This is a genomic window from Lactobacillus delbrueckii subsp. bulgaricus, assembly GCF_046938665.1.
GTDB classification, from domain to species: domain Bacteria; phylum Bacillota; class Bacilli; order Lactobacillales; family Lactobacillaceae; genus Lactobacillus; species Lactobacillus delbrueckii_C.
The window spans coordinates 1-26886 of sequence record NZ_JBKZCD010000009.1; the positions used below are offsets into that span (position 1 = coordinate 1).

Sequence of the window (26886 nt, forward strand, 5' to 3'; positions counted from 1 at the left end):
AGTAAGCTTGTATTCTGCTGAGGCAGCCAAGGCACCGGCTTCTTCGTGACGAACTTCGATGAACTTGACCTTGTCTTGCATTTCGTAGATCGCGTTCATGGTTGAGTCAAAAGAACCACCTGGGAAACCGTAAAGGTGGTCAATGCCCCACTTGTACATAACATCTAAAACGGCGTTTGCGCCCTTAATTTTTGCCATAAGTGAATCTCCTTAAAAATTATTACTTACAGCCTTTTATTAAACCACATTTTTTCACTTTTGCAAGTGCTATCAAAAGCCGCTATATCAAGGATAGTCGCATTTTTAAGCTAGTTAATTCACAAACTTGCTTTTTCTGGATAAAAAATTTGTGCTATCTTCCCTTTTTGCATTGTGAAAAAGTAGCTAACTTCTGGAGAATATTTTTCGGTAAAGTTTTTATTAATTTTTGAAAAAGTATAAAGGCCATCGATTATTTAAAAAGCAGGCCAGGATCTCTGGTCTGCCTTCTAAAATTATTGCTCTTTACTTCTGAACCTTGGCGTATTTGCCATTTTGCACGTAGACGCTCAAGATGGCCAAGTCAGCCGGGTTGACCCCGGAGATTCTTTCTGCCTGGGCCAGGGTTTCCGGCCGGATCTTGGCGAACTTCTCCCGGGCTTCTGTAGCCAGGCCCTCGATCTGGTCATAGTCGATGTCCTTCGGGATCTTCTTGGCTTCCTGCCGGCGCAGGCGGGCCACTTGAATTTCCTGCTTCTTGATGTAGCCGGCATACTTGATGTCGATTTCCACCTGTTCCTTGACATAGCGGTCCCCGGCCAGCTTCTGCCCGGTCAGGCGTTCAACGTCTTCAACCGTCACCTTTGGCCGTCTGAGGAAGACGTCTGCCTTGACCCCGCCGTTTAAGCCAGTTTCGCCCAAACCTGCCAGGTATTCGTTGACGGCAATGGTCGGGTGAACGGTGATTTCGCTCAGCCGGTCCAGGTCTTCCTGGATCAGTTCCTTCTTGGCCAAAAATTCAGCATAGCGGTCATCGTCAATCAAGCCCAGGTCATGCCCCTTTTCCGTCAAACGGAGGTCAGCATTGTCATGGCGGAGGAGCAGGCGGTATTCAGCCCGGCTGGTCAAGAGCCGGTAAGGTTCTTCCGTCCCCTTGGTTACCAGGTCATCGATCAAAACCCCGATGTAAGCTTCGTCGCGGCCCAGGGTGAAGGCTGGCTTGCCTTCCGCGCTCAAGGCCGCGTTGATCCCGGCAATCAGGCCCTGGCCGGCGGCTTCTTCATAGCCGGAAGTCCCGTTCATCTGCCCGGCCGTATACAGGTGCTTGATCCGCTTGGTTTCCAGGGTGTGGGTCAACTGCCAGGGGTCAACCACGTCGTATTCAATGGCATAGCCCGGCCGCATCATTTCCACCTTTTCCAGGCCAGCGACCGTGTGCAGCATTTCCAGCTGCACTTCTTCCGGCATGGAGGTTGAAAAGTCCCCGACATAGATTTCTTCCGTCTTCCGCCCTTCCGGTTCCAGGAAGATCTGGTGCCGGTCCTTGTCCGCGAAACGGACGACCTTGGTTTCAATTGACGGACAGTAGCGCGGCCCTACCCCGACGATGTCACCGGAGAACATTGGTGACCGGTCCAGGTTTTCATTGATGATTTCGTGGGTCTTCGGGTTGGTGTAGGTCATCCAGCAGGAAGTCTGGTCGGTCAGGTAGTCTTCATCCCTGCTGGTAAAGGAGAAGTGGCGGGGCTCCTTGTCGCCCGGCTCTTCTTCAGTCTTGGAGTAATCGATGGTGTGCCGGTTGACCCGGGGCGGCGTCCCGGTCTTAAAGCGGCGCAGCTTGAAGCCCAGTCTCTCCAGGCTTTCGGACAGCTTGATAGCCGGAATCGTGTTGTTCGGACCGGATGAGTAGTTCAGTTCCCCGATAAAAATCCGCCCTCTGGCCGCGGTCCCTGTCGTCAAGACCACGCTCTTGGCCCGGTAGCGGGCCCCGGTGTTGGTCACCACGCCCCGGCATTCCCCGTCTTCAACGATCAAGTCGTCAACGACTGCCTGGCGCAAGGTCAGATTTGGGGTGTTTTCAATGGTCCGCTTCATCTCTTCGTGGTAGTCCCACTTGTCAGCCTGGGCTCTTAATGCCCGGACAGCCGGCCCCTTGCCCGTGTTCAGCATCCGCATCTGGATGTAGGTCTTGTCGATGTTCTTGCCCATCTCCCCGCCTAAAGCGTCGATTTCTCTGACCACGGTCCCCTTGGCCGGGCCGCCGACTGAGGGGTTGCAGGGCATAAAGGCCACCATGTCCAGGCCGATGGTGAGCAGCAGGGTCTTCTCCCCCATCCGGGCACTGGCCAGGGCTGCTTCACAGCCGGCATGGCCGGCGCCGACCACGATCACGTCATATTCGTTTGAAACATAAGTCTTCATTTTTTTCGTCTTCCTTGCCTTCCTCGCTATTTCCCTAAGCAGAACTGACTGAAGAGGTCATTGATCAATTCATCCGGGGCGCTGTCGCCAGTGATTTCCCCCAGGCTCTCCCAGGCCCCGGTAAAGTCGATTTGCACCAGGTCAACCGGCATCCCTGCCTCAAGCCCGCTGGCCACGTCGGCCAATTGCTGCTTGGCCTTGGCCAAAAGGCCCGCCTGCCGCTGGTTAGTCACCAGGACCTGGTCGTTGGAGTTTTCGATCCCTTTGAAGAAAAGCTTCTTGATCAAGGCTTCCAATTCGTCCAGGTTTTCCTTCATCATGATCGAGGTGCTGATCACTTCACTGCCACTTTCTTTAGCAATCTCAGCCGTGGACAGCTGCTGGCCCAGGTCCGTTTTGTTCAGCACGATGATCCGCTTTTTGCCGGCGGTCAGGTCCAAAAGCTGCCGGTCTTCTTCCGTCAATTCCTGGCTGCCGTCCAGCAAAAGCAGGATCAAGTCCGCCTGGGCAATGGCCTTCTTCGACCGCTCGACCCCGATTTTTTCCACCTGGTCCTCGGTATGGTGAATCCCGGCCGTGTCAATCAATTCCAAGGGCACTCCCTTGACGGACACGAACTCTTCCAAGGTGTCCCGGGTGGTCCCGGCCACGTCCGTCACGATCGCCTTGTCGCTCTGGGTCAGGTAGTTCAAAAGGGAGGACTTGCCCACGTTAGGCCGGCCAACAATCGCTGTCTTCAAGCCGTTTCTGAGGATCTGCCCCTCCTGGGCCGTCTCCAGCAGGCGGTCAATCTTACCGCTGACGGCTTCCGCGCAAGCCAGCATCTTCTGGGCCGTCACTTCTTCTTCATCGTATTCCGGGTAGTCGATGTTGACTTCGACATTGGCCAAAACATCCAGGATTTCCTGGCGCAGGGCCCGGATTTCCGTCAAAAGGCCGCCGGAGAGCTGCTTGACCGCCACCTGCCGGGCCTTGTCCGTCTTGGCCCGGATGATGTCCATCACGCTTTCAGCCTGGGTCAAGTCGATCCGGCCGTTGACGAAGGCCCGCTTGGTAAATTCGCCCGGGTCAGCCATTCTGGCCCCGTTAGCCAAGAGCAGCTGCAGGATGTCATTGGTGACCACGATCCCCCCGTGGCAGTTGATTTCCACGATGTCTTCCTTGGTAAAAGTCTTCGGCGCCAGCATGACGGAGGCCATGACCTCGTCGATCACCTGCCCGGTCGCCGGGTCCACGATGTGGCCGTAGTTGATCGTGTGGCTGGGAACCTTTTCCAAGTCCTTGCCCTTAAACAAGCGGTTGACAATGGCGACCGCATCTTCCCCAGAGACGCGGACGATGGAGATCCCGCCTTCTCCCAGCGGCGTTGAGATCGCCGCGATCGTATCAAATTCCGTTAAACGTTGAACCATCTCGTTACCTCGTTTTTTTCCAATAAAAAAAGCGCAATTTCCACCACGAAAAATGATGGATAAAGCACTTTCACTACTTTATCTAAAAAACTTTAGATGAATATTCAATTATTTCCGCTTGATCCGCTTGTAAGCCCGCCGCATCTTGCGCTGGCGCTCGCGTTCAGCTTCTTCCTTGGCTTCCTGCTCCTTGCGGTACTTGAATGGGTTCTGCAGGACCAGGGTCTGGCCAACCTGGAAGAGGTTGGAAATCACCCAGTAAAGGGAGATCGCGGACTGGAAGACGATGGCCCAGATCCCGACCATGATGGCCATGACATAGCTCATCATCTTAGTCATCGTGGTCTGGGAAGACTTAGGCACCGACAAAGTCGCGATGTATGAGGACAGGAAGGTAAATACCGCTGCCAAAATCGGCAGGATGTAGTATGGGTCTGGCTTACCCAGGTCCATCCACAAGAATTTACCATTCTGCAGCTCTGGCGTCCGCCAGATGGCCTGGTACAGGGCCCACATAACCGGCAACTGGATCACCATCGGCAGGCAGCCGGCGTAAGGATTGACGCCCGCTTCCTTGTAAAGCTTCTGCGTTTCTTCGTTCAGCTTGTTCCGGGTCTCCAGGTCCTTGCTGGAATACTTCTCCTGCAAGGCCTTCAGTTCCGGCTGGATCTCCTGCATCTTTCTGGTGCTGTTGATCTGCACCGCGTTCAAAGGCAGGAGGATCACCCGGATGATAACCGTAAAGATGATGATGGCCCAGCCGTAGCTGCCCCCACAGACTTTGGCAATCCAAAGCACGAACTGGGAGAGGTAGTAAACTACCCAGGCATCCCACCAGTTGCTGGAATTATGGGAGATCGGCGTTGGCTTCTGGGTGGTCTGCGTGGCGCAGCCGCTCAGAACAAGGGCAAAAACCGTCACCAGTGCCAGAGCGGCCAGAAGGCGCTTGGTACTCTTCTTCGATAAAATGTCCTTCACTATTTTTCCTCTTTATTTGGCATTTCTTCAATGACGTGGGCCAGGTTCAGCGCGTGAAGCAGGTTTTCCCGCGTCTTTTCCCAATCGAAATCGCGAGCGTAGGGTCTGGCAATCACCAAGAAGTCCAAGTCCGGCGCAATCCGGTCCCGGTTCTCGGTCAACACCGCCCTGATGTAGCGCTTGAGACGGTTGCGCACGACGGCCGTGTGACCGACCTTCTTGCCGACAGAGATGCCGACGCGAAAATGCTTATTCTGCTTTCTAGGCAGGACGTAGATCACAAAAGCCCGGTTGGCAACTGATTCGCCATTTTCAAAGACGGTCTGAAAATCCTGTTCAGATTTAACTCGATATGACTTTCTCAAAGCTCTTTACACTCTTGCAAATTAAAAAAACCACTGGGATTCAGTGGCTTAAGCAGATAATACTTTTCTACCCTTTGCACGGCGTCTAGCCAAAACCTTACGGCCGTTGCTTGTAGCCATACGCTTCATGAAGCCGTGAACGCGTGAACGGTGACGCTTCTTAGGTTGGTAAGTTCTCTTAGTTGACATATATTTGCACCTCCATTTTTTAGTGCTACGTGCACAATTTCTTATCTAGAATAGCACGGAAATCGAAAAAAACCAAGCTTTTTCTTGCAAACTTGCCCGATTTTTTCCTTAGACTGCCTGGGCCTGATCCCCCGCCTGTGGACAGAAAGCAGACCGCGAAAAATTTTTTTACCGGCAATCAACAGGCTTTTTTGCAGACTTATCCACAGTCCACACCCTGTCAAAAACTTTTTCAACACCCTGTGGATATGTCCAGTCAAAACCAGGCTCTCCTTTTGCCGCTCTAAGAAAAGTTGTCCACAAGACTTATCCACTTTTGGCTAATTTTGATAAAATTATCAGCAGAGTTCACAGGCTTCTTTTTATTTCTTGTCCACAGCCTGTGGATTCTGGATTTCTTTCTTCCACCTGTGGAAAACCTGGTCAGTAAATGCTAAAATAATTTTGCTAAAAAATTTTTTGGAGGGAATGTTTTTTGTTCGATTTAGAAAAATTCTGGGATAGCTTCAACGCTGAAATGCGGTCCGAATTTAACGAAGTATCCTATAATGCCTGGTTCAAAAACACCAAGCCCGTCTCCTTCAACAAGGACACCCATGAATTGGTAATCTCCGTCCAAACCCCCGTGGCAAAGGGGTATTGGGAGCAAAACATCTCCGCTAACCTGATCCAGTCGGCTTATGCCTACGCGGGAATCGATATCTACCCGGTTTTCGTCGTTAAAAACGGCCCGGCGCCCAGCAGCGAAAGAATGCTGGAGCCCCAGCCGCAGGCCAAGCCCGAGAAAGCCCGGCCGCAAGGCCGCGAATTCACCAAGGACCTGCGCTTAAACGAGAAGTACACCTTCGAGAACTTCATTCAAGGCGAGGGCAACAAACTGGCTGCCGGGGCCGCTTTAGCGGTTGCCGACAACCCGGGGACCTTCTACAACCCCTTGTTCATCTTCGGGGGCGTGGGCCTTGGTAAAACCCACTTGATGCAGGCGATCGGCCACCAGATGCTGGCGGAAAGACCAGATGCCAAGGTTGTCTACATTCAAAGTGAGACTTTTGTCAACGACTTCATCAATTCCATCAAGAACAAGACTCAGGACAAGTTCCGGGAGAAATACCGGACAGCTGACCTGCTCTTGGTCGACGACATCCAGTTCTTCGCCAAGAAGGAAGGGATTCAGGAAGAATTCTTCCATACTTTTGAGACTCTCTATAATGATCAAAAGCAGATCGTCATGACTAGTGACCGGCTGCCAACGGAAATTCCCGACCTGTCCGAGCGGCTGGTCTCGCGTTTTGCCTGGGGACTGCAGGTTGAAATCACCCCGCCAGACCTGGAAACCCGGATCGCCATCCTGCGCAAGAAGGCTGAATCCGAAGGCCTGGAGATCGATGAAAGCACCCTGGACTACGTGGCTAGCCAGGTCGATACTAATATTCGGGAGCTGGAAGGGGCCCTGGTCAAAGTCCAGGCCCAGGCCACCATTCAAAAGCAGGACATCAACATTGGCCTAGCCCGGTCAGCCTTGGCCGACCTCAAGCTGGTCCAGAAGAGCAGGGGACTGCAGATTTCCAAGATCCAAGAGGTCGTGGCCAACTACTTCCAGACCTCAGTACCGGACCTTAAAGGAAAGAAGCGGGTAAGGCAGATCGTCATCCCGCGCCAGATTGCCATGTACCTGTCCCGCGAGCTCACCGACGCCAGCCTGCCGAAAATCGGCCAGGAATTCGGGGGCAAGGACCACACGACCGTGATGCATGCCTGCGACAAAATCGCCCGGCAGATCAAAACGGACACTGAAATCAAGTCCGCTGTTTCCGACCTGCGGCAGATGCTGGAAAGATAGGTCCGTTGATAACTTGTGGACAAGTCCGCGATTTATCCACAGTTTTCCAACTGGCAAAAGTCCGGATTACCGGGCTTCCGGTCAGTTATCAACAGAATTCACAGGACCTACTACTACAACTATCTATATATAAATAAATAATTAAATAAAGAGAGCAGCAAACTAACCAAGGAGGACCAGATGAAATTTACTGTACAGCGCAATCTTTTTATCAATGACTTGAATTCCGTTTTAAAGGCAGTTTCTTCAAGAGCCCAGATTCCGATTTTGAGCGGAATCAAGCTGGACCTGACGGAAACTGAACTGATCATGACTGGCAGCAATGCCGATATTTCCATTGAACTGAGCCAACCGGTTTCTGATGACCTGCGGGTTGAATCAACTGGCTCCATTGTCGTGACCGCCCACCTGTTCAGCGAAATCGTCCGCAAATTGCCAGGCAGGGAATTCACTTTTGAAGTCAAGGAAGGCAACCAGATCCAGATCACCTCTGACAAGGCGGACTACGTAATCAACGGCCTGGACGCCAGTGCCTACCCGCGCCTGCCGGAAATTGCCGGAACTTCCTTCAGCCTGCCATCTAAGACTCTGCGGGAACTGATTACCCAGACTGTTTTCGCCGTATCCACCGAAGAAAGCCGGCCAACTCTGACCGGGGTCAACTTCAGCTTCAAGAACGGGCAGATCAAGGCCGTGGCTACTGACTCCCACCGCCTGTCCCAAAGAATCGTCGACATCGTGGCCGGTCCAAGCGAAGACCTGTCCCTGATCATCCCGGGCAAGAACCTGCAGGAACTGGCCCAGATCATCGGCGACGCTGACCAAGACATCAAGGTTTACCTGGGCGACAGCCAGATCCGCTTTGAATTTGAAAACCTGTCCTTCTACACCCGGCTTTTGGAAGGGGCCTACCCGGACGTTGACCGCCTTTTACCAACTGAGTCAACGACCAGCGTGCAGTTCACCGTTTCTGACTTGATGCAGACTTTGAGCCGGGCCAGCCTCTTGACCCACGCCAACCGGACTAACGCCGTTCAAATGACTTTGAACGTGGCTGACCAAACCGTCCTGGTTTCCGGTAATTCCCCGGAAGTCGGGAAGATTGAAGAAGAAGTCGGCTTCAGCAGCTTAACTGGCCGGGACCTGACCATTTCCTTCAACCCGGACTACATGGCCGCTGCCCTGCGGGCCTCAGTAACTGACTCCGTCATCATCAACTTCACGGAAAGCCTGCGGCCATTCACGGTCGTGCCAAATGACCAGTCAGTTGAATTCGTGCAGCTGATCACCCCAATCCGAACTTTCTAAAACAGACTGCCAATAATTCACAAAAGCCACTCTCCGGAGTGGCTTTTTTTCGGCTATTTTTGCATACAAGCGTTTTTTACGGCTTTAAGCCCAAAATACCTGCTTTATGTAGCACGATACTGAATGAGTAAATAAACGCTCAGAGGCCCTAAAAAAGGCCTTCTTAATTGAGTTTCCCTGGAAAAAAGACTATAATTTATAAGTGGAATACTAGTTTTACATTGGTGAAGGTGAAGACTATCGAAACTTTTGCGATTAATGGTGAATTCATCACCCTCGGACAATTTTTGAAAGATGAATGTATCGTTTCCTCGGGCGGGCAGGCCAAGTGGTACCTCAAGGACAGTCCAGTTCTGGTCAATGGGGACAAGGAAGACCGCCGGGGCAGGAAGCTCTATCCTGGTGACCGTTTGACCGTTGCCGGCAAGGAATATGAGCTGGTTCAGGGACTTTAATGTACCTGGGCCGGTTTAAGCAGAGCGGTTTCCGCAACCTGGCTCCCCTTGACCTGGAATTTGACCCGCACGTGAACGTTTTTCTGGGTGAAAATGCCCAGGGCAAGACCAACCTGCTGGAAGCAATCTATTTTCTGGCCCTCAGCCGGTCCCACCGGACCAGCAATGACCGGGAAATGATTGCCTTTGGCCAGGACTTTGCCAGCCTGGCTGGCCGGGTGCACAAGCGCCAGCTGGACCTTGACCTGCGCATCGTCATCAGCAAGAAGGGCAAGAGCGCCTGGGTCAACCGGGTCGAGCAGGCCCGGCTGTCCAAGTATGTGGGCCACCTTAACGCCATCCTCTTTTCTCCGGAAGATCTGGAATTGGTGAAGGGGGCCCCTTCTTTGCGCCGGCGCTTCATGGACCTGGAATTCGGCCAGATCAATCCGGAATATCTTTATTTCGCCAGCCAGTACCGGCAGCTGCTCCAGCAGAGAAACAACTATCTCAAGCAGCTGGCCCGCGGGCAGGCCAGTGACCAGGTTCTGCTCGGGGTCTTAACTGAGCAGGTGGCCACGGCAGCCAGTGAACTGATCTGGCGGCGCTACCGCTATTTGGCCGACCTCAACCGCTACGCGGCCGAGGCCTACCGGGCCATCAGCGGGCAAAGAGAAGAGCTGCGGGTCCTTTACCGGCCTTCAGCCAAGGAGATTACGGCTGCAGACCAGCCGGCCCAGATCAAGCAGAAGCTGCTGGACCGCTTTGCGGAGATCGCTGACGATGAGCTCAGACGGGCCACGACCCAGCTGGGTCCCCACCGCGACGACCTGGAATTCCAGCTGGATGGCAAGAATGCCCACCTGTTTGCCTCCCAAGGGCAGCAGCGGACCATTGCCCTCAGCCTGAAACTGGCGGAAATCCAGCTGATCAAGCAGCTGACGGGAGAAGAGCCGATCCTGCTTTTGGACGACGTGATGAGCGAACTGGACCAGAACCGCCAGGCAGCCCTGCTCAATTTCATCCATGGTCAAACCCAGACTTTTATTACGACAACCGATCTGGATGGTATTTCCCAGGAAATAGTCAAACAGCCGCGAATTTTTTACATCCATTCCGGCCAAATTATAGAAAAAGAGGAAGGATTAAATGGCAGACGAAGATAACAAATTGAAGAAGGCCAAGCAGTTTGAACAAGAAGCTGACAAGTACAATGCCAGCCAGATTCAAGTCCTTGGCGGCCTGGAAGCCGTACGCAAGCGTCCGGGGATGTACATTGGCTCAACCAGCTCCCAGGGCTTGCACCACCTGGTCTGGGAAATCATCGACAACGGGATCGACGAAGCCCTGGCAGGTTTCGCGACCAAGATCGAAGTCACTGTCAACGAAGACAACAGCGTGACTGTCCAAGACGACGGGCGGGGGATCCCGGTCGACATCGAAAAGAAGACCGGCCGGCCAGCTGTTGAAACTGTTTATACTGTTCTGCACGCCGGTGGTAAGTTCGGCGGTGGCGGATACAAGGTTTCCGGCGGTCTGCACGGGGTCGGGGCTTCCGTTGTCAACGCCCTGTCCACCAAGCTGAACGTCACTGTCATGCGGGATGGCAAGAAGTACCACATTGCCTTTGACCACGGCCGGGTCGTTGAAGAGCTGAAGGAAGTCGGGACCGTGCCTTTGACTGAACACGGGACCATCGTCCACTTCTGGCCGGACCCGAACATCTTCACGGAAACCACGGTTTTTGACGACAAGATCTTGAAGAACCGGATCCGGGAACTGGCCTTCTTGAACAAGGGGCTGAAGCTGACCTTCACTGACAAGCGGAAAGACACGGCGGAAACCGACGTCTACCACTTCGAAGGCGGGATCAAGGAATACGTCTCCTTCCTCAACCGGGGCCAGGAGGTGCTTTTTGACGAGCCAATCTACGTGGAAGGCAAGTACGAGGGTATCGACGTTGAAGTATCTTTGCAGTACACGACCGGCTACAAGACAACCTTGATGACTTTTGCCAACAACATCCACACTTATGAAGGCGGGATGCACGAGGCGGGCTTCAAGACGGCCTTGACCCGGGTGGTCAACGACTACGCCCACAAGGCCAAGATCTTGAAGGAAAACGACGACAACCTGTCCGGGGAAGACATCCGGGAAGGGATGACGGCCGTGATTTCCGTCAAGCACCCGAACCCGCAGTTTGAAGGGCAGACCAAGACCAAGCTGGGCAACTCCGACGCCAGAACCGCCGTTGACCGTGCCTTCTCAGAAACCTTCTCCACTTTCCTGATGGAAAACCCGCAGGTGGCCCGCAAGATCGTGGAAAAGGGGCAACTGGCGGAAAGAGCCAGAGTTGCCGCCAAGCGCGCCCGGGAAGTTACCCGGAAGAAGTCCGGCCTGGAAATCGCCAACCTGCCAGGCAAATTGGCCGACAACACTTCCAATGACCCGAACATCTCAGAACTCTTCATCGTCGAAGGGGACTCCGCCGGCGGCAGCGCCAAGCAAGGGCGCAGCCGCTTGACCCAGGCCATCCTGCCTATCCGGGGGAAGATCCTGAACGTGGAAAAGGCCTCAATGGACCGGATCCTGGCCAACCAGGAAATCCGGACTCTGTTTACGGCCCTGGGGACCGGCTTTGGGGCAGACTTTGACGTCTCCAAGGCCCGCTACCACAAGCTGATCATCATGACTGACGCCGACGTCGACGGGGCCCACATCCGGACCCTGCTCTTGACCCTCTTCTACCGCTACATGCGGCCGATGATCGACAAGGGCTATGTTTACATCGCCCGTCCGCCTCTGTACCAAGTGCGCCAGGGCAAGCTGATCAAGTACCTGGACACTGATGAAGAACTCCACGACTACCTGGGGTCATTGCAGCCAAGCCCGAAGCCAATCGTGCAGCGCTACAAGGGGCTGGGGGAAATGGACGCTGAGCAATTGTGGGAGACGACCATGGACCCTGAAAACCGCCGCCTGGACCGGGTGGACCCGGAATACGCCAAGGACGCGGATGAAGTCTTTGAAATGCTGATGGGCAACGAAGTTGGCCCGCGGCGCAAGTTCATCGAAGACAATGCCCAATATGTTGAAAACTTGGATGCTTAATGGGAGGTAGGAATGGATAACGAAAATCAAGGACAAGACCGGCGGATCAGAAATGTCGATCTGACGCAAACGATGCGGAGCTCCTTCTTGGACTACGCCATGTCCGTCATCGTGGCCCGGGCTTTGCCGGATGTCCGCGATGGCTTGAAGCCGGTTCAGCGGCGGATCCTGTACGGGATGAACGAGCTGGGCGTGACTCCGGACAAGCCTTACAAGAAGAGTGCCAGAATCGTCGGGGACGTCATGGGTAAGTACCACCCGCACGGCGACTCCTCCATCTACCTGGCCATGGCCCACATGGCCCAGGACTTTGCCTACCGCTACATGCTGGTAGACGGGCACGGTAACTTCGGTTCCGTCGACGGCGACCGGCCGGCCGCCATGCGTTATACCGAAGCCAGAATGAGCAAGATTGCCGTGGAAATGCTCCGTGACATCAACAAGAACACGGTTGACTGGCAGAGAAACTACGACGACACGGAAAACGAACCGACCGTCCTGCCAGCCAGAATTCCTAACCTCCTGGTCAACGGTTCCAGCGGTATCGCGGTCGGGATGACCACCAACATTCCGCCGCACAACCTGTCTGAAGTCATTTCCGGCATTCACATGCTGATGAAGAACCCGGACGTGACGACCAAGGAACTGATGAAGGCCATCCCAGGGCCGGACTTCCCGACCGGCGGGATCTTGATGGGCCGGGGCGGGGTCCTGCACGCTTATGAAAGCGGCAAGGGCAACATCGTCGTCCGGGCCAAGACTGAAATCGAAACTGAAAAGAGCGGGCGGGAAAGAATCATCGTCAGCGAGATTCCTTACCTGGTCAACAAGGCCGAACTGGTCCAGAAGATCGCTGAACTGGCCCGCGACAAGGTGATCGACGGCATTACCGGGGTGCGGGATGAATCCGACCAGAGCGGGATGCGGATCACGATTGACGTGCGCCGGGATGCCAGCGCCAGCGTGGTTTTGAACAACCTCTTCAAGGAAACCCAGATGCAGTCCAACTTCGCCATGAACATGGTGGCGATCGTGGACGGGGCACCGAAGTTCCTGACCTTGAAGCAGATGCTGCAGTACTACCTGGCCCACCAGGAAGACGTCATCACCCGCCGGACCAAGTTCGACTTGGAAAAGGCTGAAGCCAGAGCCCACATCCTGGAAGGTTTGCGGGTAGCGCTGGATCATATCGACGAAATCGTCAGCTTGATCCGGAACTCTGAATCAAGCGACATCGCCAAGGCGGGCTTGATCAGCCGCTTTGACCTGGACGACCGCCAGGCCCAGGCCATCCTGGACATGCGTCTGGTCCGCCTGACCGGTTTGGAAAGAGACAAGGTCGAAGGCGAATACCAGGAGCTTTTGGTCAAGATTGCCGACTACAAGGACATTCTGGCCAAGCCGGAAAGAATCGACCAGATCATCTACGACGAGCTGCTGGACATCCAGAAGCGCTTCGGTGACAAGCGCCGGACCCAGATTACGGCCAGCGAAGTGGTCACGATCGAAGACGAAGACTTGATCGAAGAACAAGACGTCCTGCTGACTTTGACCCACCAGGGCTATGTCAAGCGGATGCTGATCGACGACTTCAAGACCCAAAACCGCGGCGGCAAGGGGATCAAGGGGATGGGCGTCCAAAAGGGCGACTTCATCGAGCACCTGCTCTACTCAAGCACCCACGACTACCTTTTCTTCTACACCAACAAGGGCAAGGTCTACATGAAGAAGGCCTACGAAATCCCAGAATACGGCAGAAGCGCCAAGGGCCTGCCAATCGTCAACCTCCTGCAGCTGGACAAGGGCGAGCACATCCAGACTGTGGTCAACCTGCCGCAAGGGCATGAAGACGACTACGCCTTCTTCATCACCAAGCTGGGGACGGTCAAGCGGACCAAGATCCGGGAATTTGAGAACATCCGGACCAACGGTTTGATCGCCTTGACCTTGAAGGATGGCGATGAACTGTCCAACGTCCTGACCACTGACGGCCAGCAGAACATCTTGATTGCCACCCACCAGGGCTACGCCGTGACCTTCAATGAAGGTGACGTCCGGGCCATGGGGAGAAGCGCGGCCGGCGTCCGGGGGATCAACCTCCGTGAAGGCGACTACGTGGTTGGCTCCGGGATCTTGAAGCCGGAAGACGAAGTTCTGACCATCTCGGAAAAGGGCTACGGCAAGCGGACCGCGGCCAGCGAATACCCGGTCAAGGGCCGGGGCGGCAAGGGGATCCAGACCGCCAAGATCGGCGAAAAGAACGGTCCTCTGGCTGGCGTGGCCGTGGTTGACGGGCAAAGCGACATCATGCTGATCACCACTGACGGGATCATGATCCGCTTCAAGACCAGCGATGTCTCCCAGACTGGCCGGTCAACCATGGGCGTACGCCTGATCAAGGTGGCTGACGGCAACGCCGTGGCAAGCATGGCAGTCGTGCCGGCTGAAGACGAAGCTGAAGGCGAAAGCGAGCCGGAAACGGAAGCCTAGCAGCAAAGCAGCAAAAAAAGTAAGATAAAATAAAAAATTACCAGCATTTTTGGCGTAATAGTTAGTGGGAAGAAAATCCCGGATCACGTGTAAAAAATGTTTGGTAATTTTTTTATTTTGTGCTAAAATTAGGCATTGCGAGTAATTAGATCAATTACTCCTTGTTCTTGATTTTAGCAAGAACCATTTAGTCCAAAAGGAGGTGCAATAGTCTATGACAACCAAGTACGAAATTACTTACATCATCAAGCCAGACGTTGACGATGAAGCAAAGAAGGCCATTATTGACAAGTACACTAAGGTGATCGCTGACAATGGTGGTGAAATGGTTGAAGCTAAGGACTGGGGCAAGCGTCGTTTCGCATACGAAATCGAAAAGTATCGTGAAGGTAGTTACTACATCATGACCTTCACTGCTGACGACGCTGCTGCTGTCAACGAATTTGCCCGTTTGAGCAAGATCGACGACTCAGTTCTGCGTTCAATGACTGTCAAGTTAGACAAGTAATTGTAGTTTTCCGTAATACAGGAATAGGAAGGAAATAAGTATGATCAATAACGTTGTACTTGTTGGCCGTTTAACACGTGATCCTGAATTACGTACTACTGGGAGCGGCATCTCGGTTGCTACGTTCACTTTAGCCGTTGACCGGCAGTTTACCAATGCATCAGGCCAGAGAGAAGCGGACTTCATCAGCTGCGTGATTTGGCGCAAGGCTGCGGAGAACTTCTGCAACTTCACCAGCAAGGGCAGTTTGGTGGGCATCCAGGGCCGGATCCAGACCAGAAACTATGATAACAAGGACGGCCAGCGAGTTTACGTGACAGAAGTCCTCGTGGACAATTTCTCACTGCTCGAATCACGCCGCGAGCGTGAAAGCCGTCAGCAAAACGGCGGATTTGGCGGCTACGGCCAAGGTCAAAGCCAAAACACCGGCTTCAATTCCGGATTTGGCGGCGGCAGCGGCTACGCCAACAACAACGCCTTCGGCAGCCCGGCCCAGTCAAACGGGCCAGCTAATGCCGGATTCAATGAAGATAACAAGAAAGACACTTTTGCCGGCGGAGACACGAACGCCAACCCGTTCGACGGCTCTGACGATGCAATTAACGTCTCAAATGACGATCTTCCATTTTAAAATTACACAAGAAAGGATCTGAAGACATGCCTCAACAAAGAAGAGGTGGTCGTCGTCGCCGCAAGGTTGACTTCATCGCAGCCAACCACATCGACTACGTAGACTACAAGGATGTTGATCTGTTGAAACGTTTTATCTCAGAAAGAGGTAAAATCTTGCCACGTCGTGTCACTGGTACTAGCGCTAAGAACCAACGCAAGGTTGCTAACGCTATCAAGAGAGCCCGGATTATGGGCCTCCTGCCATTCGTAGCTGAAGACTAAGCAGCAGGATCAATAAGCAAATAAAGAGACCGAAAGGAGCTGGACTCCTCCCGGTCTCTTTTTCTTTTCTGTTTTGTGGCGGGCGGCAATAGGTTATAATGGGAGTAGTTTAATCTGCTTTAAAGATGTGGAAGAATTTTATGAAAAACTTTTTACGCAAACTTGAATTGCCAGAATTCGTCCGGGATTCCAGATTAATCATTGCCTTCTCCAGCATCGCCTTCTTGACGGTGCTGAGCACGGTTGTGGCTTTCTTCATCAACCGGATCTTCGGGGTGGCGCTTTTGCTGGTCCTGATCGTGGATGTCTTTTGGGTCGTTTTCGGCGTTTACATTCTCGCAAAAAATACCAACAATTACGCGGCCAACCTCTCCTACCGGATCAAGCGGGGGGAGCAGGAGGCCATGATCAAGATGCCGCTGGGGATCCTCCTTTACGACGAGTCCCGGCACATCCAATGGGTCAACCCTTACCTGCAGCTCTATCTGGGCGACAAGGACGCCATCGGCAAGACGATTACGGCGGTCGACCGGAAACTGGGCAAGCTGGTTGAAGAAGCCCTTGAGGCCCAGACTTCGGAAAGCAAGGTGGTCAAGTGGGGGGATCACCAATTTGAAATGGTTGTCCAAGACAGCATCGGGGTCATCTACCTGCTCGACATTACCCGTTATGCTGACCTGGCCGACAAGTACCGGGCTGAGCGCCTGGCTATCGGGCAGATTTTTGTCGACAACTACGACGAGCTCAGCGAGCGGATGCACGACCAGGAACTGGCCAGAACCAGCACCTACCTGCAGACGACCTTGAACGACTATGCCAAGAAGTTCAAGGCCTACCTGAAGCGGATTGATGAGGACCACTTTTTGCTTCTGGCCCACTTGCAGGATTTGGAAGCCATGGAAGAAGACAAGTTCTCAGTTTTGGACAAGATCCGCCTGGAAACCAGCCGGAACAACACTCCTTTGACCTTGTCGGTCGGGATTGCCTACGGGGGCGAGTCACTGAGAAAGATCGCCAACCAGGCCCAGGCCAACTTGGATCTGGCTCTTGGCCGGGGCGGGGACCAGGTGGTCCTCAGGGAACTGGGCCAGGTCGCCCGCTTCTACGGGGGCAAGTCCAACCCAATGGAGAAGCGCACCCGGGTCCGGGCCAGAATGGTTTCCCAGGCCTTGGGCGAGCTATTCAAGGATGTTGACCAGGTCTTTGTCCAGGGGCACCAGCGGCCCGATATGGACTCTGTCGGCAGCGGGATCGGGGTCGTCAAGATCGCCCGCCTGCACGGGGTCAAGGCCCACTTTTTGCTGGACACGGCCCACTGCAACTATGATGTTGACCGCCTGGTTAAGAAGATGCAAGCGGCTGACCCCCAGCTGGACCTTTTCGTTAGTCCGGATGAGGCCAACGCGGTCGCGACGGACAACTCCCTTTTGGTCATGGTGGACCACTCCAAGTACTCCATCACTTATGACCAGCGCCTCTATGACCGCTTGAAGAACCGGATCGTGGTGATCGACCACCACCGGCGGGGGGAAGAATTCCCGGAGAACCCGATGCTGACTTACGTGGAGCCATATGCTTCTTCAGCCAGCGAACTGGTGACGGAAATGGTCGAATACCAGCAGCCGGCTGAAGACAACCGGGTCTTGACCAACCTGGAAGCCACGGCCATGCTGGCCGGGATCACGGTCGACTCCAAGGAATTCTCCCTCAGAACGGGGACGAGAACCTTTGACGCGGCCAGCTACCTGCGGTCGATCGGGGCGGACTCCTCGGTGGTCAGCGAGCTTTTGAAGGAAGACATTTCCAGCTTCCTGGTTAAGAGCCACCTGGTGGCCAGCCTGCAGATGCTACGGCCGAAGATGGCGGTCATGCAGGGGCCGGAGGACAAGGTGATTGACCCGATCCTGACGGCCCAGGCAGCCGATACGGCGCTTGATTTGGAAGGGGTGTCGGCATCTTTTGCCATCACCAGAAGAAGCGGGGACAAGGTCGGGATTTCAGCCCGGTCGATGGGCCACATCAACGTTCAGGTGATTATGGAGAAGCTGGGCGGGGGCGGCCACTTGTCCAACGCGGCGACCCAGATCAAGGATATTACGGTCAAAGAGGCCAGTCAGCGCTTGCTGGTGGCAATTGACGAGTATCTGGAAGAAAACAGTTAAAGAAGAAAAGGAGCGATGAACGATGAAAGTTATTTTTATGCAAGACGTTAAAGGCAGAGGCAAGCGGGGCCAGGTCAAGGACGTACCGGACGGCTACGCCCAAAACTACCTGATCAAGCGGGGCCTGGCCAAGGAAGCCAACAAGGGCAACCTGAACACCCTGAAGCGGGTGGAAGCCAATGAAAAGGCTGAATACGAAGCGCAAAAGGCAGCTGCCCAAGAGATCAAGAAGCAGCTGGAAGCTGATGAAACTGTAGTTGAACTGAAGTCCAAGGCCGGCAGCGACTCCCGCCTCTTCGGTTCAATCTCCAGCAAGAAGATCATCGAAGGCCTGGACAAGCAGTTCGGCATCAAGCTGGACAAGCACAAGCTGGAACTGCGGGAACCAATCAAGGTTCTGGGCTACACCAACGTGCCAGTCAAGCTCTTCAAGGGCGTTGAATCAAAGGTCCGGGTCCACGTTACCCAAGAAAATTAAGAAGCTGAAAGAAGCCGTGATTGATGGATAATCTTGTCACGCAGCAGATCCCCCATGATTCTGCTGCTGAAAAAGCCGTTTTAGGGGCGATTTTCATTGATCCCGAGGTCATCAACGAAGTCAGCTCGGTCCTAGAGCCGGCTGACTTTTATGAACATGCCAACCGTCTGGTCTACAGCGCCCTTTTGGCCCTCTATGACGAGAGCAGGTCAATCGACCTGGTCACCCTGCAAGAGGAGCTCAAGCGGCGGGGACAATTGGAAGAACTGGGCGACATGGCCTACGTGTCAGAGCTTTTGCTGGCGACGCCAACTGCCTTTCACGCCAAGGACTATGCCCGCATCGTCCACCAGAAGGCCCAGCTGCGCAACTTGATTAATGCCAGCCAGAAGATCATCTCCAGTGCCATTCAAGGGTCCGACAGCGTGGATGAGATCCTCAGCAACGCTGAAAATGAAATCATGAACGTCTCCAATGAAAAGGGGAGCGGGGGTTTTCATAAGATTGAGGACCTGGTTGCCGGGGCCTTTGAGCAGATTTCAAATAATGCCCAGAACCAGGACGCGGTTACGGGTTTACGGACGGGTTTTGCCTATCTGGACGAGATGACGACGGGGCTGCATGATGACGAATTGATCATTTTGGCGGCCCGGCCGGGTGTCGGGAAGACCTCTTTTGCCATGAACATCGCCAAGAATGTGGGTATTACTGAGAAGAAACCGGTAGCGGTCTTCTCCCTGGAAATGTCTGGTGAGCAGCTGGTCCAGCGGATGCTGGCCTCAACGGGTTTGATCGACTCCCAGCACCTCAGAACGGGGATCCTGGACAGGGATGAGTGGAACCAGCTGGACATGGCAGCGAGTGTCTTGCGGCAGGCTCCGATCTATATCGATGACACGCCGGGGATCAAGATCAGCGAAATCCGGGCTGAGTGTCTGGCCCTGCAAAAGGAACTGGGCTACCTGGGCCTGGTCGTGATCGACTACCTGCAGCTGATTGAAGGGCCAAAGACTGAGTCCCGCCAGCAGGAAGTTTCCGCGATCTCCCGCCAGCTCAAGAAGATGGCCAAGGAATTGCACGTGCCGGTAATTTCCCTGTCGCAGTTGTCGCGGTCAGTTGAGCAGCGGCAGGACAAGCGGCCAATTTTGTCAGACTTGCGGGAATCCGGGTCAATCGAACAGGACGCCGACATCGTTGGCTTCCTCTACCGGGACGACTACTACCGGGATGAGGATGCTGACGGCGAGGAACCGAAGGAAGATCCGGAAAACGTTGAAGTTGAAGTTATTATTGAAAAGAACCGGTCAGGCCGGCGGGGATCAGCCAAGCTGATGTTCTCCAAGCCTTACAACCGCTTCTCCAACCTGGACCCAGGTCATGAGGCCCAGGGTTAGGGGGAAAGAAAAAGAAGTGCGAAAAACGCACTTCTTTTTTAAACTTGCAAAAATAAAAAGAAAACCCTCCGTGTCGGAGGGGGAGGAAATTCATGCCGCCTTAGCATGACCAGGTTTTACCTGCTGAGTGGTTAAATTCGCCATTTTGACATCGGCATAGCGTCGGGTATCGGGCGGCCCATCCTGCTTAGATAGCAGTTAATTAGAAGTCAGATTTGCCTCATTTGTTAACCTACATTTATTTTAGCAAATAAAGCAAATTTTCATATAAGGAGGAGCATGCAATGTATAACGGCTTGATCACGGAGGAAAATCACGCGGCTATAACCAAGATGTTGGTTGAGGCCATGCAAGAAATGGCTTTGTCGCGGAATGACAGTATTGAAAGCCCCGTTTCTCTAAGCTTATTTTTACTGGAAATGGGGGTCGATGATCCTACGGTAGAGGATAAGCTAGTGAAGAAGACGGTTGACATGGTCTTTTCAGCCGAAGATGCGATGAAGCTGAAAACCCAGGACTTTCAAAGGGAATTTGCCAGAATCTCGCCGTTAATCGCGGATGAAGGATCGGTCAAGTACATTGTGCGTTGGATCGGCATGTACTTTGTTCCAAAGGTCTATCCAGTATCTTTCAACTTGCTTTAGCCAGCAAAAAAGAGTCTGGGAAAAAAATGGACTTTAGATAATTAAAAAAGATGAAACTCGATGTAATATTTCGAGCTTCATCTTTTTTGATTGGCTGGAAGATTCTCAATACATGACAAAAAGATAGCTTTAGCAGCTCTATGCTCCAGTATTTAGTAACATGAGTGATTTGAGATGCATAGCAAAAAGGCTTCCAGAAGTTTTTCACTTCTAGAAGCCTTTTTTATTCGTTAGAGTCTTTTTTCCCAGACTCTTTTTGTTATTCTTGCTTGATGTCGTAGGCCTCAAAGAAGATGGGCCCTTTCTTTGAGTCATTGAAATTCGGCCGGTCCTTGTAAGGGTCCTCGCTCCTGTTGAAGGGCAGGGTAAGGCTCTGCCGGGCCGTTTCAATAATATTGTTAAAAATCTGCCGGAAGATAGTCCGCATTTCCGGATCCATGGCAAAGTATGCCCGGCCAAAGCGGTAGGTGCCGGTAAAACCGCTGATCTGCTTGATCTTGGTGATGTCCAGGCTGCCAAAAGCTTCAAAAAGGGCGGACCACATCTGCCCTCTTTTTTCCGCGGGAATCTGGTGGTTGAAGGCGATCAGGGAGTGGCGGATCACCCGGGCTGTAGCCGTGAGGCCCTCTTGTGCCAAAACATAGCTGTCCCGGCCAACGCTCCAGGTTCTTGGGTCGTGCTGGCTGAGTGCTGGCTGGGTGCACTTGACGACCAGGACGCGCTCAGTATGGTCCAGCATGCAGCCGACGATGGAGCTTTCCGGGATGTAGGTCTTCATCTTTTTGATATTGTCCTGGAAGCCGCTGGTCCCGTAAATCTGGTGCCGGTAGCCAGGCCCGTCAAAGCTGTAGGACTTGATGACCCGGGCTTGAATCTGCGGATCAGCAAAGGCCAAAGCGTAGTGGGCGTAGTTGCCCCCCTTGGAGTGGCCGGTGATATAGATCCGGTCATTTGGGTAAGCTTGGCCGATCTGGTTAAGATACTTAGCGGCCAGCCTCTGTCCGGTAATTTCCGGTGTATAATTCATGACCATGTCCTCGCTCCAGCCGATCATGGACTGGTCGGTGCCCCGGTAGGCGACCAGGATGGTCCGGTCGTCCAGGCGAAAGGCGCCAGCGTTGAACTGGATGGGTTCAGGCTCAATCTCCATCTTGTTGACCCAGTCCAGGACGGTCAAGTCCGCCAGGCGGGGAGACTTGGGCAAGAGCAGGAGCTCGACTTTTTCTAGATTTTGCCAGCGGTCAGGCTCACGTTGGTAGATGGACTGGCAGACCTCGCCTAAGCTGTGGCCAACCGTGCTGCCGTCAAAGGGAAGGTAGGCCAGGGATGCCATTAAGGAAGCATCCAGGCTGTTGAAAGGGCAAGCTTGAAAAGGCAGATCGCCTCGCCAGCGCAGATAGTCTAATGTTGATGCCATCGCAAAAACCTCCTTAGCTAACATTGTACATTATCGCGCAAAAAGCGGGGCGGGGAAGGCTTTATATAAAAACGGCACTCTAACGAGTGCCGAAAAATGATTGTTTTATAGATCTGCGGTTCTACTTTCGGTAATAACGTCAATTGGGTCAATTTTTGCTATTTTGGCAAAAGTAGGCAAAACCGCTAAGAAGGTGAGCCCATAGCAGAGCAAAATAAGTCTCAACAGTGCCTCAAAGAATATAGGCATACCGATGGCCGTATTCTTTGAGATTAACATGAAGTAGCTTACTACTGTGATAATCGTACCGAGAAGGGCATATAGAGTGCCGATCTTTACAGAGTACGCTGTGATGATCTTAAAGATGTCTTTGTTTGAGAAGCCGATGCACTTAAGAATCCCAAATTCGTAAGTCCGCTGTTTGTAGATAATATTAAAGATAACGTAGAGAACCAGAAAAACGAGTAGAACAATGAAAAATGTAAACTTGTATGTCGCACGCTTGGTTTGTTCAAGCTGTTGTTTGATATTGTCTACGTTTTGCAACGTAGAGTATGTACGAATATCTTTAGAAATATAGGACAGCTTTTTAGGTGCGCTTTTCAGTTGGTTGATATTTTTCATGGCCAGAACATAAGCACTCGGAGCCCAAGCCTTTTGGCTGAAAGACTTAAACACTCGCTTATGAACATCAGACTTGGAAATTACCTTATCTTGAATGTCTTTCATCGCTTTGTAGTCCATGAAAAATGCATTCCCCTGCTCAGAACGGTGATAAGGGTAGTTGCTCTTATATACTCCAGAAATCTTAGCTTTAATGGTTACGACTTTATAGACATCGCCATCAGTAGATATGCTCTTTGTATTATCGTTAGGAAGTTCAGTTTCAGTTATATACAGCAAGTAGGGAACGTAGGCCTTTAACGTTATGACTTTGTTCATCACGCTTTTTACTGAAAGTCCATTTTGTGATAGAAAATCTTGTGATACGACAAAATTCTTGAAATTTTTTAAAGGCTTACCAGACTCATAGAAATATTTTTTATTGAGATCTTCAGGATAGATAGGCTGAATAGAAAAATCGTTGCTGATTGTCCGCTGTTTGTTTCCTAAATAGATCGAATAGCTCTTTGGGACTGCAGTTCGCACATTTGTTGGGGTGATTCCGTAAGAAGTAAAATTGATAAAAGGATATACTTTTGTGCCTAAGAAGGCAGCCTTGATTTTACTGGTAGTCTTGCTGCTAAACGCGCGATATGAATCAAGGTCTTGTGGACTGTTAACTTTCGCAACATCGTTAACCACAAAGATGTTTTTATCCATAACAGCTGAGAATGAATTTTCCTGCTTGTTTACAAGAATCGTTGGTAGTGCCGGCAGATATGAAGAAAGTAACATGAGGAGTACGACAACGACAGATAAAATACAGGAAAGAGAAGATATATGATTCTTGAGCTTTGAATTATAACTAAAAGATTGTTTAACCGTTAAGTCGTTTGTCTTTTTTACTGGCTCTTCATCTTTGGTAAATGGATGGGTATCATCTTTTACCATAAGCAAAGATTGGTTTCTTATTTCCAATATACTGTCCGCGTATTTGGAAGGCAGGCTTTCGTGTGAAACGACAATGACGATTTTGCCAAAATCATGTGCTAACTTGGACAAAAAGCCGTATATATTGTCAGCATTTGTTTCGTCTAGTGAACTTGTTGGTTCGTCAGCTAAGATTATTTTTGATTGAGAGATAAGAGCCCGGGCGATAGCAACTCTTTGTTCCTCTCCCCCTGACAAATCTTTTGGAAATTTGTCTAGCAAGTCTTCAATCTTGAGCAATTGCGTAATTTCAGATAATTTTTTTATAGCATGATCACTATTGTAGTCAGAAGACGTTGCTAATGGAAGCAAGATGTTGTTCTTAACAGACATATTTTCCACTAGATTATTTTTTTGGAAAACAAAACTAATATATGAGTGTCTAAAATCCGCACGGTCATTATCAGACAATTCCCATAAATTCTTCTCTCCCCAGAAGACAGAACCGCTAGACGGCTTTTTTAATAATCCAAGGCAATTTATTAAACTAGTTTTACCGATCCCCGAAGGTCCCTTAATTAAATAAAAATTACCAGGTGAAAATGAAAAAACAATTTTTGATAAAATAGTTTTTTTGCTATATCTAACGGAAAGTCCCTTTATTTTTAATAGATACATTGTGATACATCCTTTTATACACTAATTTATTTCCAATTTTATCTTAACATTTATCGATAGAGGAGTATAATGACATTGTACACCAAGCGAAAGCAAAGTGTATAGTAAGTTATCATTTTTAATTTAATGATTTTAGGAGTGTATTTTATGAGAAGAAAAGCAAAAGGGCTAATTAGTTTAGCCGCGGCTATGTCAGTCTTTGCTGTCTTTGCAAACTTAAATGAACAGAAAGCTGATGCAGCATTTGTTTCTAGACAAGCGACCTGTACGTGGAAGTCAAGAGCAAACATTACGACCGGTTGGTTCACTTTGCACGGAAAAGGATATTCATATCCAAACAGTGGTAAGGTTACTTCAGCTTGGATCACATCCGGTAGTGCAATGTTTAACACGATTGTTAACAAGAAGCACTGGACGTATAAAACCCCTCGCGGGATGCACTTGATGGGGCAGGCTACTGACAAGTGTGCAGTTGGGACGCAATGGGCATACGTTCCTATTTCTAGCGATACTAGAACTGTCGGCGTCCAATTCTAAGGAGTGAGCGGAATGAAAATCGAAACGATTAAGCCGATTTGGCTGACTCTGCTTTTGGTTTTAAGCTTTATCTTGCCGTTGTTGGGCTGGCTGCCACTGGTGTACTTGTACAGTCAACGGCAGGATCCGGCCATGCAAGGGATGGAAAAGACACTTAAGCTCGCGGCTGGCGTGCAAGTAGCGTACTTGGTGATTTTGGCGGTAATCTTCTACTTCTTTTCCCCGATTCACGGTTAAAAACAGATAAATTCAATTTTTTTGGTAAAAGCTCTTGTCAAGGACACGTTTTTATGGTTTAATTAATAACTGTGTTAAGGCACAAGAGTCGCTGACTTAGCTCAGTTGGCAGAGCACTTCACTAGTAATGAAGGGGTCGGAGGTTCGAATCCTCTAGTCAGCATATATAAAGAAAATGACCTTGTTTAAGCAAGGTCATTTTTTGTTGCATTCAGTTTCAACATAATAGACCGCCGGCGACGGACGGCAACGGAATGGGCAATGCCTTGATCAAAATAGGCGATGCCCTTTTTTTCATCGTAATTTTGCACTGCATCCAGGTTTATCAAGCTTTGCCGGTCAGCTGGGACCAAGCTAGGATACCTTTTTTCATAATCCTTGAGGGTGCCCAGGCAATCGAAGACCTTGTTTTTGGCGTAAACGCGTAAAGTCTTGATGGGATGATTCCATATTTGGAAAACGGAAACTTCGGCTTGGCCTTTAGTCAGAAGCATGAACAATGTAATTTTGGATTTTGAAAAAATGGTTGAAAGGAAGGCTGAGCAATTGTCCCGTAAGGAGATCACGCCGGCCAGCAGTCTCAGCATTCTTTGCACGGGGCATGACATCAGCAATTTTGGAATCGGCAGTCTGCTCTTCAAGCTGTTTAAGTAGTGGATAGAACAAAATTATTTTTTTATTAAAAAGTATTGACTTTCTCATTTTTAGGTACTAGAATACCGGTATAAACAACAATGAATAAAAATATTGGAAAGGAGATGTGAAAAAATGTGCGTTGAATTTGGCAACAGTGATAGAATCGGTTGGCGTAAGGGCTGTGGTACAAGATAGCTTAGTTTTGTAGCGTCAAGCACTAATTGTGTTTGGCGCTTTTTGTATATGGAGGAGAGGGCATGGATTTACATATTAAAAGGACTTTACAACCTCTGGTCAATGGAGATCAAATTGTATTTGGTATCGGGAATAAAGGCTTAATCAGAAAAGTTCCGTATACCGAGTTAAACGAAAAAGTCATTAAATACTTAAACGGGGAACTGGACAGAAAAGACTTGAAGATTTCAGATCAAGAATTGATCAATATAATTGAGAAATTTCGGTCTTTAGGCTTAGTTACTACTAATTCGTATAGCGATAACTCAAAATATTCCAGAAATGTCAGTTTCTTTGAATGGATGGATACGTCTGACAATGTTGATCCAAATATATACCAAGAAAAATTGCAGAAAGCAAAAGTAGCTGTGTTTGGAGTTGGCGGGATTGGATCCGCAATGGCTGAATACCTGGTTAGAGCAGGAGTAAAGAATATCAAACTGGTTGATTTTGATACAGTGGAAGAATCAAATCTCACGAGACAAACGGCTTATGTGGAAAGCGACATAAATAAAGCTAAGATACAGGCGTGTTCAGATTACTTAAAAAAGATAGACAGCACTGTTAGTGTGGAGACTGTACATTGTAAGATTACAGGGCCAGCTGATATTGAAGCGAATATTGATGCTGAAACCGATCTGATTGTAAATTCGATGGATCAACCAGCAGAGTTAGACAGCTGGTTTGATGAAGTTTCTAACAAGACTAAAAAAGCTGTGATTTTTAGCAGCTACGCTTCAACTGCAGCAAATGTGTATCCTAAAATTCCAGGTGTAACAAGAGATTACAGTGAATTTTTAGGTAAGGAACAGATTACAAAAGACTGCATAATTGACAACAGCTTTCCAATGGCGGCAATCTCGTCTGTAACAGCAATGGCAGCGGGCATGGCTAGTTACTACGCAATTATGTTTCTAACTGGAATTCGAATTCCGAAAGATGCTATTCAGATAGATTTTGATGGATGGACAATCTTGAAGATTAATGTTTCTGTAGCGGGATAAGGA

At 50.9% G+C, this 26886-nt stretch carries 25 protein-coding genes and 1 tRNA gene; 17 read left to right on the forward strand and 9 right to left on the reverse strand.

Annotation, left to right across the window (positions count from 1 at the left end; all coding sequences use genetic code 11):
• The 6 genes from ACLUXO_RS05620 to rpmH all read right to left on the reverse strand — a co-directional run.
• On the reverse strand, window positions 1–198 hold a 198-nt coding region (locus ACLUXO_RS05620), incomplete at its 3' end, for a thiamine pyrophosphate-binding protein (RefSeq protein WP_412136688.1).
• A gap of 306 nt (window positions 199–504) precedes the next feature.
• A complete protein-coding gene (gene mnmG, locus ACLUXO_RS05625) occupies window positions 505–2400 on the reverse strand; it encodes a tRNA uridine-5-carboxymethylaminomethyl(34) synthesis enzyme MnmG (RefSeq protein ID WP_412136689.1) in 1896 nt (631 codons plus the stop codon).
• Window positions 2401–2426: 26 nt separating this feature from the next.
• Window positions 2427–3812, reverse strand: a complete 1386-nt coding sequence (gene mnmE / locus ACLUXO_RS05630; protein WP_412136690.1) for a tRNA uridine-5-carboxymethylaminomethyl(34) synthesis GTPase MnmE — start codon at window positions 3810–3812, stop codon at window positions 2427–2429.
• Between the two features lie 108 nt (window positions 3813–3920).
• Window positions 3921–4790 carry a YidC/Oxa1 family membrane protein insertase gene (locus ACLUXO_RS05635; protein ID WP_270448919.1) on the reverse strand — a complete coding sequence of 290 codons (870 nt, stop codon included), beginning with the start codon at window positions 4788–4790 and terminating at the stop codon, window positions 3921–3923.
• On the reverse strand, window positions 4790–5155 hold the full coding sequence (gene rnpA, locus ACLUXO_RS05640; protein WP_003612638.1) for a ribonuclease P protein component: 366 nt from the start codon (window positions 5153–5155) through the stop codon (window positions 4790–4792). The genes ACLUXO_RS05635 and rnpA overlap by 1 nt, the downstream gene beginning before the upstream one ends.
• A 48-nt stretch (window positions 5156–5203) precedes the next feature.
• Entirely contained in the window at window positions 5204–5344 is a 141-nt protein-coding gene (rpmH, locus tag ACLUXO_RS05645) for a 50S ribosomal protein L34 (RefSeq protein WP_008459582.1), read from the reverse strand.
• A gap of 475 nt (window positions 5345–5819) precedes the next feature.
• Here rpmH and dnaA point away from each other — a divergent pair, with 475 nt between their 5' ends.
• The 13 genes from dnaA (at window position 5820) to ACLUXO_RS05710 (ending at window position 20607) form a co-directional block, all read left to right on the forward strand.
• The gene (dnaA, locus tag ACLUXO_RS05650; protein ID WP_002879422.1) at window positions 5820–7184 is read left to right on the forward strand and encodes a chromosomal replication initiator protein DnaA; all 1365 of its coding nucleotides are present in this window, start codon (window positions 5820–5822) and stop codon (window positions 7182–7184) included.
• A 180-nt stretch (window positions 7185–7364) separates the two neighbouring features.
• On the forward strand, window positions 7365–8492 hold the full coding sequence (dnaN, locus tag ACLUXO_RS05655; protein WP_412136691.1) for a DNA polymerase III subunit beta: 1128 nt from the start codon (window positions 7365–7367) through the stop codon (window positions 8490–8492).
• Between the two features lie 224 nt (window positions 8493–8716).
• Complete coding sequence (yaaA, locus tag ACLUXO_RS05660) at window positions 8717–8947, forward strand: S4 domain-containing protein YaaA (RefSeq protein WP_003623647.1); 231 nt, start codon at window positions 8717–8719, stop codon at window positions 8945–8947.
• Window positions 8947–10092: a DNA replication/repair protein RecF gene (recF, locus tag ACLUXO_RS05665; RefSeq protein WP_412136692.1), complete on the forward strand. Its 1146-nt coding sequence runs from the start codon at window positions 8947–8949 to the stop codon at window positions 10090–10092. Before yaaA ends, recF begins: the two co-directional genes overlap by 1 nt.
• Window positions 10076–12037, forward strand: a complete 1962-nt coding sequence (gene gyrB, locus ACLUXO_RS05670) for a DNA topoisomerase (ATP-hydrolyzing) subunit B (RefSeq protein ID WP_002879426.1) — start codon at window positions 10076–10078, stop codon at window positions 12035–12037. The genes recF and gyrB overlap by 17 nt, the downstream gene beginning before the upstream one ends.
• 12 nt (window positions 12038–12049) lie before the next feature.
• A complete protein-coding gene (gene gyrA, locus ACLUXO_RS05675; RefSeq protein WP_412136693.1) occupies window positions 12050–14527 on the forward strand; it encodes a DNA gyrase subunit A in 2478 nt (825 codons plus the stop codon).
• Between the two features lie 214 nt (window positions 14528–14741).
• Window positions 14742–15035 carry a 30S ribosomal protein S6 gene (gene rpsF / locus ACLUXO_RS05680; RefSeq protein ID WP_412136694.1) on the forward strand — a complete coding sequence of 98 codons (294 nt, stop codon included), beginning with the start codon at window positions 14742–14744 and terminating at the stop codon, window positions 15033–15035.
• A 40-nt stretch (window positions 15036–15075) separates the two neighbouring features.
• Window positions 15076–15666, forward strand: coding sequence for a single-stranded DNA-binding protein (gene ssb / locus ACLUXO_RS05685; protein WP_412136695.1), 591 nt, complete (start codon window positions 15076–15078; stop codon window positions 15664–15666).
• Window positions 15667–15692: 26 nt separating this feature from the next.
• Entirely contained in the window at window positions 15693–15929 is a 237-nt protein-coding gene (rpsR, locus tag ACLUXO_RS05690; RefSeq protein WP_003612635.1) for a 30S ribosomal protein S18, read from the forward strand.
• A gap of 140 nt (window positions 15930–16069) precedes the next feature.
• Window positions 16070–18091: a DHH family phosphoesterase gene (locus tag ACLUXO_RS05695; RefSeq protein WP_412136696.1), complete on the forward strand. Its 2022-nt coding sequence runs from the start codon at window positions 16070–16072 to the stop codon at window positions 18089–18091.
• Between the two features lie 22 nt (window positions 18092–18113).
• Window positions 18114–18569 (forward strand): 50S ribosomal protein L9, encoded by a 456-nt coding sequence (gene rplI / locus ACLUXO_RS05700; RefSeq protein WP_003612605.1) that lies wholly within the window; start codon window positions 18114–18116, stop codon window positions 18567–18569.
• Window positions 18570–18592: 23 nt separating this feature from the next.
• Window positions 18593–19963: a replicative DNA helicase gene (dnaB, locus tag ACLUXO_RS05705; protein ID WP_412136697.1), complete on the forward strand. Its 1371-nt coding sequence runs from the start codon at window positions 18593–18595 to the stop codon at window positions 19961–19963.
• A 284-nt stretch (window positions 19964–20247) separates the two neighbouring features.
• The gene (locus tag ACLUXO_RS05710) at window positions 20248–20607 is read left to right on the forward strand and encodes a hypothetical protein (RefSeq protein WP_412136698.1); all 360 of its coding nucleotides are present in this window, start codon (window positions 20248–20250) and stop codon (window positions 20605–20607) included.
• Between the two features lie 259 nt (window positions 20608–20866).
• Here the strand turns inward: ACLUXO_RS05710 and ACLUXO_RS05715 are convergent, their stop codons facing one another.
• Both ACLUXO_RS05715 and ACLUXO_RS05720 read right to left on the reverse strand, forming a co-directional pair.
• A complete protein-coding gene (locus ACLUXO_RS05715) occupies window positions 20867–22024 on the reverse strand; it encodes a DUF2974 domain-containing protein (protein WP_412136699.1) in 1158 nt (385 codons plus the stop codon).
• A gap of 105 nt (window positions 22025–22129) precedes the next feature.
• Window positions 22130–24235, reverse strand: a complete 2106-nt coding sequence (locus ACLUXO_RS05720) for an ABC transporter ATP-binding protein/permease (RefSeq protein ID WP_412136700.1) — start codon at window positions 24233–24235, stop codon at window positions 22130–22132.
• A gap of 381 nt (window positions 24236–24616) precedes the next feature.
• On the opposite strand from ACLUXO_RS05720, the gene ACLUXO_RS05725 reads away from it, so the two are divergent.
• The 3 genes from ACLUXO_RS05725 (at window position 24617) to ACLUXO_RS05735 (ending at window position 25172) form a co-directional block, all read left to right on the forward strand.
• Window positions 24617–24772: a hypothetical protein gene (locus tag ACLUXO_RS05725; RefSeq protein ID WP_227671932.1), complete on the forward strand. Its 156-nt coding sequence runs from the start codon at window positions 24617–24619 to the stop codon at window positions 24770–24772.
• A gap of 12 nt (window positions 24773–24784) precedes the next feature.
• Entirely contained in the window at window positions 24785–25009 is a 225-nt protein-coding gene (locus ACLUXO_RS05730; protein WP_412136701.1) for a hypothetical protein, read from the forward strand.
• A gap of 90 nt (window positions 25010–25099) precedes the next feature.
• Window positions 25100–25172: transfer RNA gene (locus ACLUXO_RS05735), tRNA-Thr, on the forward strand.
• 22 nt (window positions 25173–25194) lie between these two features.
• Here ACLUXO_RS05735 and ACLUXO_RS05740 read toward each other — a convergent pair.
• A complete protein-coding gene (locus ACLUXO_RS05740; protein WP_412136702.1) occupies window positions 25195–25596 on the reverse strand; it encodes a LytTR family transcriptional regulator DNA-binding domain-containing protein in 402 nt (133 codons plus the stop codon).
• Between the two features lie 306 nt (window positions 25597–25902).
• Between ACLUXO_RS05740 and ACLUXO_RS05745 the strand changes: the two genes are divergently transcribed.
• Entirely contained in the window at window positions 25903–26883 is a 981-nt protein-coding gene (locus ACLUXO_RS05745; RefSeq protein ID WP_412136703.1) for a ThiF family adenylyltransferase, read from the forward strand.
• The last annotated feature ends 3 nt before the right edge of the window (window positions 26884–26886 follow it).